This is a genomic window from Denitrobacterium detoxificans (assembly GCF_015062615.1).
GTDB classification, from domain to species: domain Bacteria; phylum Actinomycetota; class Coriobacteriia; order Coriobacteriales; family Eggerthellaceae; genus Denitrobacterium; species Denitrobacterium detoxificans_A.
Window position 1 is genome coordinate 18,767 of sequence record NZ_SUUH01000008.1, and the last position, 17,429, is coordinate 36,195.

At 60.6% G+C, this 17,429-nt stretch carries 13 protein-coding genes; 4 read left to right on the forward strand and 9 right to left on the reverse strand.

The genetic code is table 11. The annotated features are described in order from the left end of the window. Nucleotides 1-811 precede the first annotated feature (811 nt). The 3 genes from E7002_RS08720 to E7002_RS08730 all read right to left on the reverse strand — a co-directional run bounded on the left by E7002_RS08720 (nt 812) and on the right by E7002_RS08730 (nt 3,159). Complete coding sequence (locus tag E7002_RS08720) at nt 812-1,789, reverse strand: zinc-binding dehydrogenase (RefSeq protein WP_303728508.1); 978 nt, start codon at nt 1,787-1,789, stop codon at nt 812-814. Nucleotides 1,790-1,839: 50 nt separating this feature from the next. Then, complete coding sequence (gene acgM, locus E7002_RS08725) at nt 1,840-2,904, reverse strand: radical SAM/SPASM domain protein, ACGX system (RefSeq protein WP_303728509.1); 1,065 nt, start codon at nt 2,902-2,904, stop codon at nt 1,840-1,842. A 63-nt stretch (nt 2,905-2,967) separates the two neighbouring features. After that, nucleotides 2,968-3,159 carry a hypothetical protein gene (locus tag E7002_RS08730; RefSeq protein WP_066659895.1) on the reverse strand — a complete coding sequence of 64 codons (192 nt, stop codon included), beginning with the start codon at nt 3,157-3,159 and terminating at the stop codon, nt 2,968-2,970. Between the two features lie 138 nt (nt 3,160-3,297). Between E7002_RS08730 and E7002_RS08735 the strand changes: the two genes are divergently transcribed. Both E7002_RS08735 and mscL read left to right on the forward strand, forming a co-directional pair. Beyond that, nucleotides 3,298-3,636, forward strand: a complete 339-nt coding sequence (locus E7002_RS08735; protein ID WP_303728511.1) for a helix-turn-helix domain-containing protein — start codon at nt 3,298-3,300, stop codon at nt 3,634-3,636. Between the two features lie 110 nt (nt 3,637-3,746). Further along, nucleotides 3,747-4,169 carry a large conductance mechanosensitive channel protein MscL gene (mscL, locus tag E7002_RS08740; protein ID WP_303728513.1) on the forward strand — a complete coding sequence of 141 codons (423 nt, stop codon included), beginning with the start codon at nt 3,747-3,749 and terminating at the stop codon, nt 4,167-4,169. A 74-nt stretch (nt 4,170-4,243) separates the two neighbouring features. On the opposite strand, the gene E7002_RS08745 is transcribed toward mscL, so the two are convergent. Then, nucleotides 4,244-4,876 carry a YigZ family protein gene (locus E7002_RS08745; protein WP_303728514.1) on the reverse strand — a complete coding sequence of 211 codons (633 nt, stop codon included), beginning with the start codon at nt 4,874-4,876 and terminating at the stop codon, nt 4,244-4,246. 14 nt (nt 4,877-4,890) lie between these two features. Continuing rightward, on the reverse strand, nt 4,891-6,066 hold the full coding sequence (locus tag E7002_RS08750) for an iron-containing alcohol dehydrogenase (RefSeq protein WP_303728515.1): 1,176 nt from the start codon (nt 6,064-6,066) through the stop codon (nt 4,891-4,893). A gap of 201 nt (nt 6,067-6,267) precedes the next feature. Between E7002_RS08750 and E7002_RS08755 the strand changes: the two genes are divergently transcribed. After that, the gene (locus tag E7002_RS08755) at nt 6,268-8,448 is read left to right on the forward strand and encodes a hypothetical protein (RefSeq protein WP_303728516.1); all 2,181 of its coding nucleotides are present in this window, start codon (nt 6,268-6,270) and stop codon (nt 8,446-8,448) included. Between the two features lie 3 nt (nt 8,449-8,451). Here E7002_RS08755 and E7002_RS08760 read toward each other — a convergent pair whose 3' ends face one another. The 4 genes from E7002_RS08760 to E7002_RS08775 all read right to left on the reverse strand — a co-directional run bounded on the left by E7002_RS08760 (nt 8,452) and on the right by E7002_RS08775 (nt 13,378). Continuing rightward, on the reverse strand, nt 8,452-8,868 hold the full coding sequence (locus tag E7002_RS08760; protein WP_303728517.1) for a PaaI family thioesterase: 417 nt from the start codon (nt 8,866-8,868) through the stop codon (nt 8,452-8,454). 23 nt (nt 8,869-8,891) lie between these two features. Further along, the gene (locus tag E7002_RS08765; RefSeq protein ID WP_303728518.1) at nt 8,892-9,332 is read right to left on the reverse strand and encodes a MarR family winged helix-turn-helix transcriptional regulator; all 441 of its coding nucleotides are present in this window, start codon (nt 9,330-9,332) and stop codon (nt 8,892-8,894) included. Between the two features lie 90 nt (nt 9,333-9,422). Continuing rightward, entirely contained in the window at nt 9,423-12,218 is a 2,796-nt protein-coding gene (locus E7002_RS08770) for an SMC family ATPase (RefSeq protein WP_303728520.1), read from the reverse strand. Then, nucleotides 12,215-13,378, reverse strand: coding sequence for an exonuclease SbcCD subunit D (locus E7002_RS08775; RefSeq protein WP_303728521.1), 1,164 nt, complete (start codon nt 13,376-13,378; stop codon nt 12,215-12,217). Before E7002_RS08775 ends, E7002_RS08770 begins: the two co-directional genes overlap by 4 nt. 175 nt (nt 13,379-13,553) lie before the next feature. Here E7002_RS08775 and E7002_RS08780 point away from each other — a divergent pair, with 175 nt between their 5' ends. Then, entirely contained in the window at nt 13,554-16,943 is a 3,390-nt protein-coding gene (locus E7002_RS08780) for an ABC transporter ATP-binding protein/permease (RefSeq protein WP_303728522.1), read from the forward strand. Nucleotides 16,944-17,429: the final 486 nt, after the last annotated feature.

Here is a 17,429-nt window from a genome sequence, read left to right on the forward strand (position 1 = left end):
GTTACGCTCACTGCTGCGGCTTTTTCGGCTTTGGCCGAATTGGGAGCCGCAATGGACCAAATGTGTATCCCCTATGGAGGATAGTGCATAATATATGAGGGGTGATGAGTGGTTGAGCAGGCATTTCACCCTCTTCGTGCTATGAGGAAGCATGGGAAATACTCCTCTAGGGGTGCTGTGCAGTGCCAATTTTTTTGGCATTATACAGTCATCGGGTTCGACGGTCTCCCTCAATCTTTTCCCGTCAGCCCGACGGATTGGTTCAATCCGAAAGGCGTCGCAGAGACCACCTCCTCCCTCTCTCCCTCGGTCTCCGACGTCCCTCCTCCTCTTGCCCCTGTCCCTTCTCTCTCGGGACGGGGGCCTTCTCTTTTCTGGGTCGTCCGCTGAGAGCGCATCTGGCGGCACGCTAGACGCTCCGTGCTTCAGTCGTTGGCGGAAGCCAACTCCTTCGCCTGTCGCGCCTATCGCGCTCGCCAGCTGTACTCTCAGCTGCTTTGGTGGACCTGTGGGTGAGGTCTGCCGCATGCCCGCTCGCTTTCGGCGGAGCCGAAAGCTTGGCCTCGCGGGTTGGGTTTGTGCCGTCCCGCTCGCTTTCGGCGGGGGCCGAAAGCTCGGCATCTCGGGTTGGAGCGTGCCGTCCCGCTCGTTTTCGGCTTTGCCGAAAACTCGCCGCCTCGGGTTGAGATGTTGGGTCCCGCTCGCTTTCGCTTTGCGAAAGCTCGAGGGCTCGGGTTGAGGATTGCGTCCCGCTCGTTTTCGGCTTTGCCGAAAGCTCGCTCTCCTGGGTTGGGTGGTTGTTTGATTGCTGCTAGTCGTGCACGATGACGATTTTGCCGCCGGTGCTAGTGTCTTGTTGGGCTAGGGCGGCGGGGAGGTCGGTGAAGGGGAATGTTGTGTTGTAGAGGGGGCGCAGGTTGTGGTCGCCCATGAAGGCGAACAGCGCGTCGAAGAGTTCTTGGGTGGGGTAGTTGCTGAAGTAGCCCGTTAGGTAGACGCCGTTGGGGATGTCCTTGATGGGGTCGAAATCGCTCAGCGCGTATACGCCGCCGAGTATGCCTGTCGAGCATACGATGCCTCCATGTTCCACGGTGCGTAGCGTATCGCGCAGGTCGCGTGGCCCCACCAGGTCGAGTATCTTATTTGCGCCCGTTGCCTTGCCGGCTAGATGGCCTTTGTCGAGTATGGCTTCGTTAGCTCCTGCTTGGCGTAGCAGTTCCAACTTCGAAGTGCGGTGCGTCGTGGCCATTACCCTTACGCGCAGGGCCTTGGCTAGCTGGACTGCGGCGTACCCCAGCCCACATGTCGCGCCGCGTACGAGGAGCGTGTCGCCCAGTTCCAGCTGCAGGCACTCGAATAGCGATCCCCAAGCGGTTAGGTACGTTTCGGGGAATGCTCCGAGTTCCGCCCACGACCAGTCGATGCAGTCTGGTACACGCATGATGTTCTTGCGGGGGATCAGGGCGTACTCGGCGTACGATCCGTCGAATTCGCGACCCATGCCGCCCATGCATGCCACCACGCGCTGACCTGCTTCAAGGTCGGTGTCGCCGGGGTTTTCCACCACGCCAGCACATTCGATACCGGGAACGACCGAAGGCGCAATCCATGGTTCGCCCATTTCCTCCAGGCGGACAAGTCGTTCAGCGTTGTTCAGGCCGAATGCCCTTATTTGCACGAGCGCCCATCCGGGTTTGACCTCGGGTACGGGTATCTCCGTTAGGCGTGCTTCGCTGCCAGGCGTCACGCGGTCGATTTTGAGCGCGCTCATGGTCTTGGGGATGTGCATTGCAGGCTCCTTGCTCGTGCGGGTCATGCAATTACGGTCGTTACGCTGGGTTATGCAACGTGGGTCGATGGAGTATCTTCCACGTCCTTCCAGCATTGTGGGTCCGGCGCGTACATGTTGCCCGTGTATCCGGCGGCTACGGCGGGGCAGCCCCTGCACCAGCCGAGCAGTTCACACCGCGCACATTTCTCGAAGCGGCCGAAATCGCGAAGCGCTTCCATCTTCTCGCCTAGGAAAATATCGCGCGGATGCTCTTCCAGGACGTTCCCGACCAGGCTTTCCATGCGACGGCACCCATATACGTCGCCCGTGGGCGTTATCGTCATGTGGCCCGTTGCGCAGTGGCAACCGTCGTAGATCATGTCCGGCTCGGCGTTTTCGGGAATGCGGAAGCGTCCCTGCTCCCATTCCAGCAACGTCCATAGGTGGTCCTTGCGTTGGAACGTGGTGGCGCATCCGTTTGCCTCATGGGCGTCGATGCGTTCTTGGCATCGCAGTAAGAAGTCGCGGTACGCAAGTGGCTCGATGTGGAACTCGTCGCGGCGCTGGCCCGATGTGGGGCAGTAACGTCCGAATGCATATACGCTTACGTTACGCTCGGCCATGAGGTCGATGAGGCCGGGAATCTCGTTCATGTTCGCCGACGATACGGTGGTCATGACGGCGGTCCAAATGCCCGCCTCGTTCAGCAAATCGATGGCGTCGAGCGTGCACGCGAACGAGCCCGGCATGCGGAAGTCGTCGTGTGTGCGTTCCAGGCCATCGAGCGAGAGTTGGTACTTACGGCACCCGAGGGCCTTCAGGCGAGCGCAGACGCTGGGCGTTAGGTGGAAGGGGTTTCCCATGATTGCCCATCGCACGCTTGCATTATGCAGCAGTTCTGCGATGCGCCAAAAGTCGGGATGCAGCAGCGGATCGCCGCCCGTTAGGTAGAAGTACGGCTCGCGATTGAATGCTTCGCACATTTCAACGCACTGCTCGAATACGCTTGCCACTTCGCTGTAGGGCATGCTCTCAAGGTGGGTGCATGCGCCTTCGGCGAAAATGTAGCAGTGCTTGCAGCGCTGGTCGCACTCGTCGGTTATGTGCCACTGTATGGCGAAGCTTGGTTTCATCGTTCCTCCTGAGGAAAACGGCGCGCCGTCGTGGCTTTGGCAGCGGCGCGCCTACCTTCCTGTCTACTGGGGGTCTGCGCTGCCGCAGCCGCCAGACTTCGGGTCGGCCGAGCCGCAGCCTGCCCATGCCGGATCGGCGCTGCCGCATCCGCCGGACTTGGGGTCGGCGCTGCCGCATCCGCTCCACTTCGGGTCGGCGCTGCCGCAGCCGCCCGAGATGCCCCAGAGGGCTACGCGCTTCAGGTTCTTGCTCATGTCATGCCTCCTGATCGGTTGCCGCCCCTCCCTGTGAGGGGCTTGTCTTAACCGTAGTTGGCGCTCGTTTTGACCACAAGAACGCACTAATCTATTATGTACTTACAAAAAGTAAGTACCCCTCCGAATGGAAGGCTAATGATGCTCACCGTAGACGAGCTTCCCGACTGCCCCGTTGCCACCACGCTGCGCCTCATTGGCAACAAGTGGAAGATCCTCATCATCCAGCGACTGCTCGATCGCCCCTATCGCTTCAACGAGCTGTGTCGCTCCATCGATGGTCTTTCCGAGAAAGTGCTTACCGACAATCTGAAGGCGCTCGAGCGCGATGGCATCATCACGCGCACGGTGTATCCAGAGGTTCCCGTTCGCGTCGAATACGCTCTTTCCCAGGTTGGCAACTCCATGCGTCCCATCATCGCCAGCATGCAGGAGTGGGGTCTTGGCTACCAGGAGACCGTGCGCAAGAGCTCGTAATTCCCGGGCTCCCCATTCGCTTTGGCATCGTGCAAGCTTGAGGAATGCCGTTGGCGGCTTGGCGGAGTATACTTACGCCAAGGTTAGGCGGAGGTTCGAAAGGGGTTGGCATGAAGAAATTCATCCAGGAATTCAAGGAGTTCGCTTCTCAGGGCAATGTGATGGACATGGCCGTTGGCATCATCATCGGCGGAGCGTTCACCGCCATCGTCTCGTCGCTCGTGAGCGATGTCGTCATGCCGGTTATCTCGTTGATTACGGGTGGCATTGATTACTCGGCCATGAAGGTTACCCTGGGCACGGGTGCCAATGCGGCTTCCATCAACTACGGTTCTTTCATCAATGCCGTCATTACGTTCCTGCTCGTTGCGTTGGTTGTGTTCTTCCTGGTGAAGGGTGTGGCCAAGATGAAGGGAATTACGAGCAAGGAAGAGGAAGAGGCCCCGACTACGAAGACGTGCCCCTTCTGCAAGGAAGAGGTGGCCATCGAGGCTACGCGTTGCCCGCATTGCACGAGCGAGCTTTCCGAGTAGCGTCAAACGCATAGAACAGCGCGCCCCACCTTGCCAATGGCAGGGTGGGGCGTTTTGCATCTTGGCGCTTGTTGCTAGAAGCTGGCGTCGAAGGGTTCGGTCACGCTGAAGCATTCTTGCCCGCGGCAGAGCTCGCGGAGCTTCTGCAGCAGCGGCTCCTGCGTGCCGTTGAGCATGCGCAAGCGCACGGTGACTTCGCTTGTGTAGCTGGTGTCGACCGTCTTTGCTCCCGCCGCTGCCGCGATGTGCGCAAGCTGGTCGTGCAGCGTGTAGGGAATGGTGACTTCGATGTCGACGCAGCTGGAAATGACGGCGATGGTGGCGGCCTGAACGGCTTCCTGCGTAGCCTGCGTGTAGGCGCGCACGAGCCCACCCGCTCCCAGCAGCGTGCCGCCAAAGTAGCGCGTGACCACGCACACCACGTTCGTGAGCTCGGCGCCTTGCAGCACTTGCAGCGTGGGCATGCCCGCGGTCTTCTGCGGTTCTCCATCGTCGGAATAGCGTACACGGGGCATGCCGCCATCTTCGGCGCGAATGATGTACGCGTATACGTTGTGTCGCGCCATGCGATTGGCGGCCTTGATTTCCTCTAGGAACGCGAGCGCTTCCTCTTCGGAGTCGACATGGGCGAGCTGGCCGATGAAGCGACTTTTCTTCGCTTCGATTTCGGCCGTGGCACGCCCCTCTATGGTCTTGTAGCCTTCCACGTTTGGTGCGGCACCTAGTTCAGCGCGATCTTGTAGATCTCGCGGGCGTCGTCCATGGTCAGCTTCATGAAGCTGCCGAACACCTCGCCCTTGTTCGCGCGCAGCGTGGGGATCATCTTCTCGATGTCTTCTTCGTGAACGCCCAGCTCATCGAGCGTGGTGGGCATGCCCAGACTGGCGAAGAACGCGCGCGTGGCATCGATGGCGTTGTAGGCATCGGCGTCGACATCGCCCGTGGGTACCAGGCCGAACACTTCGGCGCCGTACTGGATGAAGCGCTGCGGATTCTCGCTGTACACGTATTCCATCCAGGCGGGGAACATGACGGCCAGGCCAGCGCCATGCGTGATGCTGGTGTTCAGCGCGGAAAGCTCGTGCTCCAGGCCGTGGGTAGCCCAGTCTTCGTGACGGCCCATGCCCGCAAGACCCTGATGGCACAGCATGCCAGCCCACATGATGTTCGCGCGGGCGTCGTAGTTTTCCGGGTCTACCAGCACGCGGGGCGCTTCGGCGCGAATGGTCTTCATGAGCGACATGTTCAGGTTGTCGGTGACGGGCACGTTGCCCACGTCATCGAAGAAACGTTCCAGCAGGTGGCAGTACATATCGGTAATACCTGCAGCCGTCTGGTACGCGGGGAGCGTAAACGTGAGCTCGGGGTTCATGAAGGCAATCTTGGGACGCATCTCGTTGCGACCATAGCCCGTCTTGCGGCCCAGCTCGTCGTTGCTGATGACGCTGTTCTTGGAGCCTTCGCTACCTGCGGCGGGGATGGTGAGCACCACGGCGATGGGCAGCACGCCCTCGGGGTCCTGCTTCGTCTCGTAGAAGTCCCACACGTCGCCGTCGTAGCAGGCGCCCAGCGCCGTTGCCTTGGCGGAGTCGATGACCGAGCCACCGCCCACGGCGAGCACCCAGTCGATACCCTGCTCCTTGCAGATGGCAACGCCTTCGCGCACGAGCCCGATTTCCGGGTTGGCGCGCACGCCGCCCAGTTCCACGAATTCAACGCCAGCTGCGGAAAGCGACGCTTCGACGCGATCGATCAAGCCGCTCTTGCGGGCGCTCTGGCCGCCAAACGTGAGCAGCACCTTCTTCGCGCCGCGCTCCGCCAGCATGGGGCCAACCTTTTCTTCCGCGGCCTTGCCGAAGACGAAATGGGTGGGGGAGACGAATTCGAAGTTTTCCATACGTTTCCTTTCCATGAGGTTTGCGTATCAGTATAGCCGCCGCGCTTGGCGTGTCGGCTGGGTGTTGCGGTGTTGGCATATTACACTCGTTATTCGCGTTTCCCGTGCCCAGGCGACCGGCAATCTTTGGGCGGGCGGTATAATGCGGCTATTGCTTTCGCGAAACCATGAGGTGCAAGAGGAGGAGCGTTGGTTCTCGAGGTGGTTAGGGAATGTGGCTCTAGGGTCCGTAAGCTCCCCCTTCTCTCTTTGGCGTGCGCCGTTTCCGCGCTGTTCATCGCCGTGTATATCGAGTTGTTCCACGAGGCGTGCGTCGTGTCGCGCGGGACGGCCAGCTATGGGTTGCTAGCAGGCGAAGTGACCCTGTCGGTCGTGGTACACGTGCTCGCGCTTGCCCTTATTGCGTTCGTGTTGTTCGAGGCCATCTCCCAGCAGCGCCGATTGCTCGCGTGGATCTTTCGCCATCGCGTTGCTCTCTGCATCGGAATCGTTGCGTTCTGCACGCTCGTGGGCCTGAGCGGGTCATCGCTCGCGCAGTGGGACGTGCTTACCGGAACGTCTCCGCGTGGCACGTTGCTGGGAATGTCGCGCGCCCTGCGCAGCGACGAATGGGCGGTGAACACGGTGTTCGCCGCCGCACAGCAGGGCACGGGCTTCCAGGCCTGGTCAACGGCCATCGCCGACGGCTCCGATGTCACGATGGTGTATGCCCAGCCGTGTTGGGCCCTCGCCACGCTCTTCCGTCCCTTCTTGTGGGGCTATCTTTTCTTCGGCTTCTCGCATGGCCTTGCGTTCTTCTGGTCGGCGCGTACGGCGGCGCTGTTCCTCGTGTCCCTGCAGATGGGGCTCCTTATCACGCGGGATCGTCGTGACCTGAGCTTTGCCTTTGCGCTGCTTGTTACCTTCAGCCAGAGCGTGCAATGGTGGTATGCGGTGAACGGCACGGCCGAGCTTCTCATCTTCGGGCAGGGGCTTGTTCTCGCCCTCCACCAATTCCTGGAAAGCGAGCGTCTTTCCCGCAGGTGGATGTGGGCTGCCCTGCTTGCATGGCTTATCTGCTGCTTTGCGCTCATTCTCTACCCCGCGTGGCAAGTGCCCGTTGCCTACGCATGTGGCGCGATGGGTGTGTGGCTGATCGTTCGACACGTTCGGTCGAATCGCGCCCGCCCATCCTTCCTCCGGTTCTATCTGCTGCCGTTCCTGTGCAGCATGCTGGTGTTCGCCGGCCTCGTGGGCATCGTGCTCTTCCAGGCGCAAGACGTCATTAGCGCCGTGCGATCCTCGCTGTATCCGGGTTCTCGATTCGAAACGGGCGGCGGCGTGCTTCGTTACCTGTTCGGCTGGGGCTACGGTCTCTTCACGCCCGTCGCCGAAGCTGACTTCATGCCCGCCGATGGCAGCATGAATGCATGCGAGTACGTGAGCATGTTCGGCTTGTTCCCCTTGGGGATAATCGTTGCGATCGTGCAGCTGGTACGCAAGCGCGATGGCCTGCTCATTGCGGTGCTTGTGGTGTACGCGTTTCTGGCGGCGTACGGCATCGTTGGCTTCCCCGGATGGCTCGCGCGCATCAGCCTACTCAGCAACGTCACGTTCACGCGTCTTTTGCTCGTGCTGTCGTTTCTCGATATCGTTCTGCTCATGCGTTCGCTGGCTCTTGCCGCGGAGGGGGAGGCCCCTGCGCAACCGCGTCCCTTTGCATGGGCGGTTGTTCTTGGGGCGAGTGCCCTTTTCACCGTAGTCATTGCGTTTTGCACGCTGCAGACGATTACGGCGAACAAGCGCATGCTGTTCATGGGCTTGATGGCCTTGCTCGTCTTCGTTTGGGCCGTCGTGGTGCTTGCGATTATGTTCGCGCGTGGGCGGAAGGCTCTGCATGAGGGTGCTTGCGTAGCCGTGCTTGCCTGCGCCATTGCGCTGCCTGGCTTGTGCGTTAATCCTCTTCAGCTGGGCGTCGATTCGCTTACGGACAGCGCCATCGGCAACGTGGCATCTCAGATTCAGGAACAAGACGCGGGCACGTGGATTGCCGATGCGCCATGGCAATCGCAGCTCGTCATTGCTCAGGGCATTCCGTGTCCTACGGGCGTTTCCACCTACCCCCATATTTCATACTGGAGCACCATCGACCCTGATGGAAGCTTTGTTGATGCGTATAACCGATATGCGTGGATAGCTATTGAGGCCACGGATGGCGCGTGCGAATTCGAGACGACGCGCGCCGACTGCTTCACGGCGCGCCTTGCCCTGGCCGACGCACGTGCGCTGGGCGTGAGCTACTGGCTCACGTCTTCCGACCTGGTAGCGCTGGCGGGCTCGTCCGATGCTCCGCAGCTCGTTGGATCCGTCGAAGGGACCGACCTCAAGGTGTACAAGCTGTAGCGCTTAGTCCTGAATGGGGCCCAGCAGGAACATGGTGTGGGTGGACTGAAATAGCAGCTTGCCCGTTTCCGCCTGGCGCGTGGTGACGCGAATTACGGCGGTGGAGCGTCCCGCGTGGATGGGCTCCGTTTCCACGATGACCTTGCAGCAGGGCACGGCCTTGATGAAGTTGATGGTTGCCGTTTGGCAGACGTTGTTGAACCCAAGCGAATACGTAGCGAATCCGCAGCCAATCTCGCCGATGAAGTAGCCCATGCCTCCATGGATGCCGCCGTGGTAGTTCGAGAACGACTCGGGTACGTCTACGGTGAATCGTACGTAGCCCGGCTTGGCCACCTCGTCGATGACGATGGCGTCCTGCAGTTCCTGCTGCGGCGGAATGTTGCAGCGGAGCTTCTCGAGCAGTGTGGCGTTGTCCATGGGGCCCTCCCAGTGCGTGGTTGTTATTCGTCGGAGGCGTCAAGGCCTTCCATCGTCTTGTAGAGCAGGCTGTAGAGTGTCGAGGCCTCTTCCTTGGTGAGGGGCACGCATGCCGACATTTCGCTGGGAATCTTCGCAGCTTCCTTTTCCAACGCGCGGCCCTCGGCGGTGAGCTTCACGATGACGTTGCGCTCATCGCGCTTGTCGCGCACGCGTTCTACCAGGCCCTTCGACTCGAGCTTCTTGCAAAGCGGCGTCAGCGTGCCGCTGTCGAGGTGCAGGCGTTGCCCCAACTGCTTCACCGACGCGCTTTCCTGCTCCCATAGGACCATGAGAGTGATGTACTGCGTATAGGTAATGCCCAGCTTATCGAGGTGCGGCTTGTAGTGCTTTACCACGTCGCGCGCGGCGGCATAGAGGGGGAAGCAAAGCTGATTTTCTAGTCTGAGCTGGTCGTATGCCATAATTCACCGTGCTTCCTGAAGGTTGGGACGCGTATTGTCGTTGCGTTCAATGTATTTGAAGTCATTATAAAGTACAAAATTGAATTGGTTCTAGAGGGTTTTCATCGAAATGTTACTTCCATTATGGCTTTTCTGCACGACAATTTGATTCTCGATACGTTCGCGCAGTTCGTCGATGTGGGAAATGATGCCCACCATACGGTCGTCGCGGCTAAGCTCGTCGAAAATGCGCAGGGCGAGTTCCAGCGTATCGGGGTCGAGCGATCCGAATCCTTCGTCGATGAACATGCAATCAAGCTGTATGCCACCTGCTTCGCGTTGGATGACGTCGGAAAAGCCCAGGGCCAGGGATAGGGACGTGAGGAAGCTTTCGCCGCCGGAAAGCGTGTTTACATCGCGGCTGGTGCCGGTGTAGGCGTCGCGCACGTTCATGTCCAGGCCGGTCCTGCTGCGGTTGTCGGTGCTCGTGGTGCGGCGCTCGAGCGCATAGCGACCTTCCGACATAATGGTCAGGCGTTCGTTCGCGGCGGCGAGCACCGTTTCGAAGTAGAGGGCCTGCACGTAGGTTTCCAGGGAAAGCTTTCCGGCGCGTCCCGCGCCGTTGCCGCTTGCCAGGTCTGCCAGGCGGGCGATGGTGGCGTACTCGTTGTCGGCGTTGGCCCCACGTGCCACGAGGTCGGAAAGGGCACGAGCGATTTCCTCGTTTGTCCTGATTCGATGGCGGGTGTTCACGTAGGCGTTGCGCTGTTCCTCGATGAGCTCTTGGAGCTTTGCCGCCTGTTCGCGCAGGGGGTCGAGCGCTATTTCCGGCTTGCCGTCAATCTGCTTGGCATAGGTTTCCATGCGTGCCTTGGCTTGGTCGAATGCTTCCTTGCGCGTGCGGTAATCCGCTTTGGCGCGCTCATAGCGCTTCGTTTCCTCGGCTAGGTCATCCGCGAGCTGTGCGATGCTCTCCTGCGTATCCGCGATGTCGGAGCCCAGGTGGCGTTTTACCTGTTCGTCGAAGGAGACACGCTCCGTTTCGTGCGTCGCTTGAGCAGTGGTTGCGGCCGTGTGCGTCTCCTGATGCGCTTCGCGTGCCTTTGCGAGCGCGTCTTCGGCGGCGGCGAGTGCTTCACGTGCCGCGCGCTCCTTGGCTCGCAGGCTCTCGGCATGGCGATTGCTTTCCTGTGCGGCACGCAGTTCTCGTTCGGCTGCCTGCGCATGGCCCTCGATGGAGCCTGCGGCATCCTTCAGGATGGCTTCTGCTTCGTCTACAGTTGCCGGGGTGGTGCCGCATACGCGTTCTACCTGGGCCAGGAAGGCCGTTTCGGCGGCGCTGCATGCTGCGTTCGCCGCCGCCGCTTCTTGCGAAGCGCTTTGCCGGTTCGCGGCTGCCTCGTCTTTCGCTGCCTTCAGCGCGTCGACGTGCTCCTGCGTGGGCGCCCCTTCGGTGAGCGTGGCCTTGTGGGGGTGCTCGGTCGATCCACATACGGGGCATGCGTCACCTGCGGCAAGCGTGCTTGCCAAGATGCCTGCCTGCGCGGCGAGGAATGCGTCTTCAGCCTCGTCAGCGGCTTGTCGTGCGTTCTTGTATGCGGCATCTGCCAGGGAATATGCCTGCAAAGCGCGTTCTTTGGCTGCTTGCTTGCCTGCGAGCGCCTTGCATGCGCGTTGAGCTTCGCGCACGTCATGCTCCTTGCGCAGAGCGTCGTCGAGCGCAGTTTGCGCCTTCTGCACTTCGGCAGCGGCATCGGCGAGCTTGTCGACCTGCGCGCGAAGGGCCTCCGCCGTATTGCGCGCCTCTTCGCGTTCCGTTTGCGCTGTTGCCAGGCGCGCACGTGCAGCCTCTTCGGCCTTTGCCGCAGATGCGCTTTGTGCCGCCAGCGAGGCGAGCTTTTCGCTTTGCTGCGTGAACTGCGTAAGGAATTCCTCCTGCTTGGCGCGTTGAGCACTGCCCGCTTCAAGCCGTTCGTAGAGTTCCTTCGCCTTGGCGAGTGGTTCTTCGTGCTCGGCAAGGTAGGCTTGCGCTTCCGCGCATCCTCGGCGGGCGTCTTCGATGCCCTTTGCTTCGCCAAGCGTCTGGTCGACCTTCGCCTTCTCTTCGGCGAGGCGCTTGCCCTCGGCGGTTTCGGCGGCGTTGCGTTCCTTGTCGGCCTGCAGGGAACGCTCCAGCGCTTCGATGATGGTGGGGCAGAGCGGCAGGACGCGTTCTGCCGCTTGCCATGATTCCAGATCGAAGGCGGGGTCACCCTCGGCTGCGACGATGCGCTCCACGTGCGAACGGGCCTTGTCTTCCAGCGAGCCAACCTGCTTTTCCAGGGCGTTCTTTCGGTCGGAGAGCATGCTTTGCACGCGCTCGTAGAGTTGCGTGCCGAAGATGCGGCGGAAGATGTTGCCGCGCTGCTTCGTGTCGGCGGTGAGCAGCTGGCTGAAGTCGCCTTGCGCGATCATGACGATTTGGCTGAACTGATTTGCGCTGATGCCGAGTATGTCCTCGATGGCCGCGTTGACGTCGGTGGGCTTGCTGGCTAGCACGCTGCCATCGTCTTCGCAGGTAAGCTCGGCCGTTGCAGGGCGCTCGGTGAATCCGGTTCCGCGCTTCTTTGGACTTCTGTGGGGTGGCGTGCGGCGCACGGCGTACGTGTTCCCGCCGTGCGTGAAGCGCAGCTGCACGTAGGGTTCCGTGGCGGGGTCGGCAAAAGCGCTGGCCAGGGTGTTTTCCGAGCGACGTTGCCCCGATGTTTGGCCGAAGAGCGCGTATTTAATGGCGTCGAACAGCGTCGTCTTGCCGCTTCCGGTGGGGCCGCAGATGAGGAAGATGCCGCTGTCGATCGCATCGAAGTCGATATGCTCTTCCTTGGGGTAGGGGCCGAATGCGGCCATGTCTAGTTCCAGCGGCCTCATTGGGCGCCCCCTTCCTCTTCCTGGCGTGCTTCCTCGATGATGACGTGCAGCAACTCGCGTTGCTGTTCCGAAAGCGCTTCGCCGGCCTGCTGTTCGTAGTAGTCGCTCACGACCGAAAGGGGATCGCGTTTCCGCACGTTATGCGCTACTTCCTGTGTATCGCCAGTGAATGCCTGAGCATCGTGTGCGAAGTCGAGTTGCATGACGTTCGGGTAGAATTCGCGCACCTTCGCCATGGCATCCATGAGCGCCTCGTCTTCGAGCGTGATGTGCAGGTAGTCATCTGCGTGTGCGTCGGTCTGCGCGGCCGCTCGCAGGTCCTCGAATGTTCCGCGTACTTCGCGAAGGGTTCGCTCCTCGGGAAGTGGCACGCTGGTGACCTGCGCATTTCCGGATTCGTCGATGTCCACGATGTCCACGTGCTTTTGTCTGCCTGCTTCGGAAAACGAATACGGATACAGGCTTCCGCTGTAGCGCACGGTATCGCGACGTACGCGTTGCGGTCCGTGAATATGGCCCAGCGCCACGTAGTCGAACGCATCGAACACGCGCGCCTCCACGCTGTCGAGCCCGCCAACCACGATGGTTTCCGATTCGCACGTTTCGGGCTTGGTTTCGCCGTCCACCACGAATTGGTGCGCTACCAGCACATTTGCTGCATCGTCGCGCAGTGGCTGATGGTGCGCGGCGCATGCCAGCGCATCGGTGTAGCTGCTAATGCGCTCCGCTTCTTCGGGATAGGCTGCGCGCACGTGCACGGGGCGCACGAAGGGGATCAGGTGAAAGCGCGCTGCGCCCGTGGCGGAATCCAGGTCGATGAATTGCGGCTCGCCCGAAAAGGGCTGGGCAATGCATACGCGTTCGGCGCTCATGAAACGGGCGCCAAAGGCCAGGCGTTCGGCGCTGTCATGGTTTCCTGCGATCATGATGACGGTGATGCCCGCATCGGTTGCCTGTTCCAGGAAGTGCTCGAGAGCTCCAAGTGCCCAGGTGGGAGGCACGGGCTTGTCGTATACGTCGCCCGCCACCACGATGGCATCAACGCGTTTTTCGCATGCGATGCGCACGATATGCTCCAGTGCGCGTTCCTGCTCTTCCTTCAGCGAAAAGCCGCGAACGCGTTTGCCTATGTGCAGGTCTGCGGTGTGCAGGAATCTCATGGGTCACCTCGATAGTTGTGTCGAGCCTCCATTATGCCATGTGAAAGATGGCGATTCGGTTGCAGAGTTCTGCTGGCGTCATCTGCGATGCTATGCCTTTCTATAATGAGTGCCCATATATTGTCTAGTGTGCGATTGAATAGAGCACATGCGGTCTAGGATGGGTTGGTATCGCATGATTGAAGTAAAGGGCTTGAGAAGGTCCTACAAGACGGGCGATTTCGTGCAGAAGGCGCTCGATGGCGTGACGCTGAACTTCCGCGATAACGAGTTCGTGGCGGTTCTGGGTCCCTCGGGTTCGGGTAAGACCACGCTGTTGAATATTCTGGGTGGCTTGGACCACGCCGATGGTGGCGATATCGTCATCAACGGCACGTCCACCAAAGATTACCGTTCGAGCGATTGGGACACCTATCGCAACCATCGCATTGGCTTCGTGTTCCAAAGCTACAATCTCATTCCTCATCAGACCATTCTTTCGAATGTCGAGCTGGCGCTCACGCTTTCGGGCGTAGGGCGCGCGGAGCGAAAGCGTCGTGCCGCCGAGGCGTTGGCCGAGGTGGGCCTGGGCGATCATCTGCATAAGAAGCCCAGTCAGCTTTCCGGTGGCCAGATGCAGCGCGTTGCCATTGCCCGCGCGCTGGTGAACAATCCCGATATCGTGCTGGCCGACGAGCCCACGGGCGCGCTCGACACCGAAACGGGCATCCAGGTCATGGACATCCTGAAGAAGGTCGCCGACGACCGCCTGGTCATCATGGTTACGCACAACCCCGAACTGGCCGAAGAGTATGCCACGCGTATCGTGCGCCTGGCCGACGGCCGCATTATCAGCGATAGCGATGCGTTCAACCCGTTCAACGACTCGGCAATCGTGGGCGTTCCGGACCCTGCCAACGAAGCGGTGCGCGCCGCCGCCGCTGCGCTTAATGCGGCAACCGACGTTCACATGGGTGACCCTGCTCGGGGAGAGGGCGGCAAGGAGAAGAAGGCCTCGATGGGTTTCCTTACTGCGCTTGCCCTTTCGTTCAACAACCTCATGACGAAGAAGGGGCGTACGTTTCTTACCGCATTTGCGGGAAGTATCGGCATTATTGGCATTGCCGCCATCTTGGCGCTTTCCAACGGCGTGAACAATTACATCCTGGATACCGAGGAAGAAGCCCTTACCAGCTATCCGCTTACGGTAACCAAGAGCAGCTTCGACGTATCGAGCCTGCTCACGGCCACCATGGGCTATACCACGGGCAGCGATTCGGAAGGATCGGGCGACGGGGAGTTCTCTACGTCGAACAACATTCCCGAGTCCACCATCATGACCGACATGTTCGCCAAGGTGAAGAACAACGACCTTTCCGCGTTCAAGCAGTATTTGGAAAGCGGCGAAAGCGGCATCGACGAGTACGTGAACACCATTCAGTACAGCTACGGCATCGACGCGAACGTTTTCTCGCCCGATACGTCTTCGGGCGTAACGCAGCTCAACCCCTCGTCCATGAAGTCGGTTTTCCAGAACGGCATCTCTTCGAGTGCGCTTTCCAGCAGCTCGGGCATGTCGTCGTTCAGCGAGATGCTCGACAATCGCGAAATGCTCGAAGACCAGATGGACGTGGTTGCCGGCCGTTGGCCCGAAAACTACAACGAAGCCGTGCTCGTGCTCAGCTCCTCGGGAGCCATTAGCGATTACACCCTCTATAGCCTGGGCGTTTACGATACGTCGGTCATGGAGGACATGGTCAAGCAGGCGTTGAATGGCGACGAGGTGGTTGTCCCCGAAACGTCGGGCGATTTCACGTACGACGATGCGCTGAATCTGTCGTTCAAGGTGGTCCCCGCGAGCTCCATGTACCGCTATAACGCGGAGCAGAGCACTTGGACCGACATGAGCAAAGACGAAGAGTACATGAAGGAGCAGGTCAACCAGGGCATCGACCTGAAGATCGTGGGCGTGGTGAAGCCCGCTTCCGCATCCAGCTCCGCGGTCCTCAACGAGGGCGTGGCGTACACGCCCGAGCTCACGCAGAAGCTCATGGAGCTGGCCGCGTCTTCCGATATCGTGAAGCAGCAGCTTGCGAACCCCGACGTGGACGTATTCACGGGTAAGACGTTCGAGGAGCTGCAGGATAGCCAGGCGTCCGATTTTGACATGAGCTCGATGTTCAAGGTCGACGAGGAGGCGCTGTCGAGCGCGTTCGGGTTCGATTCGAGCTCCCTGGATTTCTCGGGCATGGACCTGAGCGGCATGGATATGTCGAACATGGATTTGAGCGGCCTTTCCCTTGATGCGAACTCGCTCGACATGAGCGGAGTGGATATGTCGGGTCTCTTCGATTCCGATACCATGGCCGCGCTTATCGCGAACGCCCCGCAGCCCGATTTCTCGCAGATGAATCCTTCCATAAACGACGAGCAGCGCGCGGCGATAACGGCCGTTTCCGGGCAAATCACCGGTGGGTTCGCGCCCTACGTGATCGCGCAGGGCGGCTCGCTTGCCGATTTCCAGGATTCCGCGAAGATGCAGCAGTATTGGGCTACGTACCTGCAGACCGATTCGGTGAGTCAGCAGGTGGCCCAGCTGAATGCGCTCATAGGTCAGGCGTATGGCGATGCGCTGCAAACCGCCATGCAGGACTACATGACCAACCAGTACGCCCCCTACATGCAGCAGGCCATGGGCGAGTTGATCTCGCAGGCTGCGCAGGCCATGGCCACTGAAATGGCCACGCAGATGGCCGCCCAGATGGCGGCGGCAACGGGTCAGCTGGGATCGCAGCTCTCCTCGGCTATTGGCAGTTCGCTTACCGGCCAGATGTCGGGCCTGTCGGATAGCCTGCAGAGCGCGTTTTCCTTCGACGCTGACGCCTTCGCGAACGCCATTCAGTTCAACATGACTCAGGACGATCTGGTGTCGCTGCTGACCAACTACATGAATGCCGATGAGCTCACGTACGATGGCAACTTGGAGAAGCTGGGGTACGCCAGCTTGGATAATCCCGAATCCATTGGCATCTACCCGAAGGACTTCGCCGCGAAGGAGCAGGTGCTCTCCATCATCGACAACTATAACCAGCGCATGACTGATGAGGGCAATGACAGTCGCACCATCCAGTACAGCGACATCGCCGGTACGCTCATGAGCTCGGTTACCGACATCGTGAACATGATCAGCATCGTGCTCATCGCCTTCGTGAGCATTTCGCTCGTGGTGAGCTCCATCATGATCGGCATCATTACTTACATCTCCGTGCTCGAGCGCAAGAAGGAGATTGGCATTCTGCGCGCAATGGGCGCCAGCAAGGGCAACGTTGCCAACGTGTTCAACGCCGAAACCATCATCGAGGGCCTGATAGCTGGCGTGTTCGCCATTGGCTTCGTGGTGCTGGTGAGCATACCCGTCAACGCGATTGTCGCTGCATCGTTCGACGTCGAGAACGTGATGATTTTGCCCTGGGTTTCGGGCGTCGTGCTCATCGGCGTGAGCGTGCTGCTCACGTTCGTCGCGGGGTTGATTCCCTCGGGCAACGCGAGTCGCCGCGATCCCGTGGAGGCGTTGCGCACAGAGTAGGGCAATCAACCCGTCCGCGGCGGGGCGGGCGAGCCCCTGCGGCACGCCTCGCTCCGCTGCTCGCACGGCGGTGTTGTGGGTTTGCTTGGCTTCGAGGGGGGGGTTCCTCTCGGAGCCTTTTTGGTTCTGAGGGGTTAAGCCGTGCTCGTGCGCTGCGCTGTTCAGGAGTTTTGTACTGGCGCTGTCCCGGGGTTGGGGCCGTGGGCGGCGAGAACCCTTCGGCTTGCGCCTTCGGGTTCTCTTCGCCCGCGGCCCCAACCCCGGGAATCAGCGCTTTGGTTGGTGTTCACAGGGTACCGCAGGGGCTCGCCCGCCCCGCCGCTGCGTGTTGCGGGTTGCGGAACCCGGGGCCGGTTGTGGCCAACCTCACGGGCGGACGCGCTGCGCGGTCCGCCCTGTTGCGAGTGGGTCCCGCTCGCCGGGTCGCGGGGTTGCCTCACGGGCGCGGACGCTTCGCTGCGCGCCCTGCTGCGGGCGGGTCCCTCT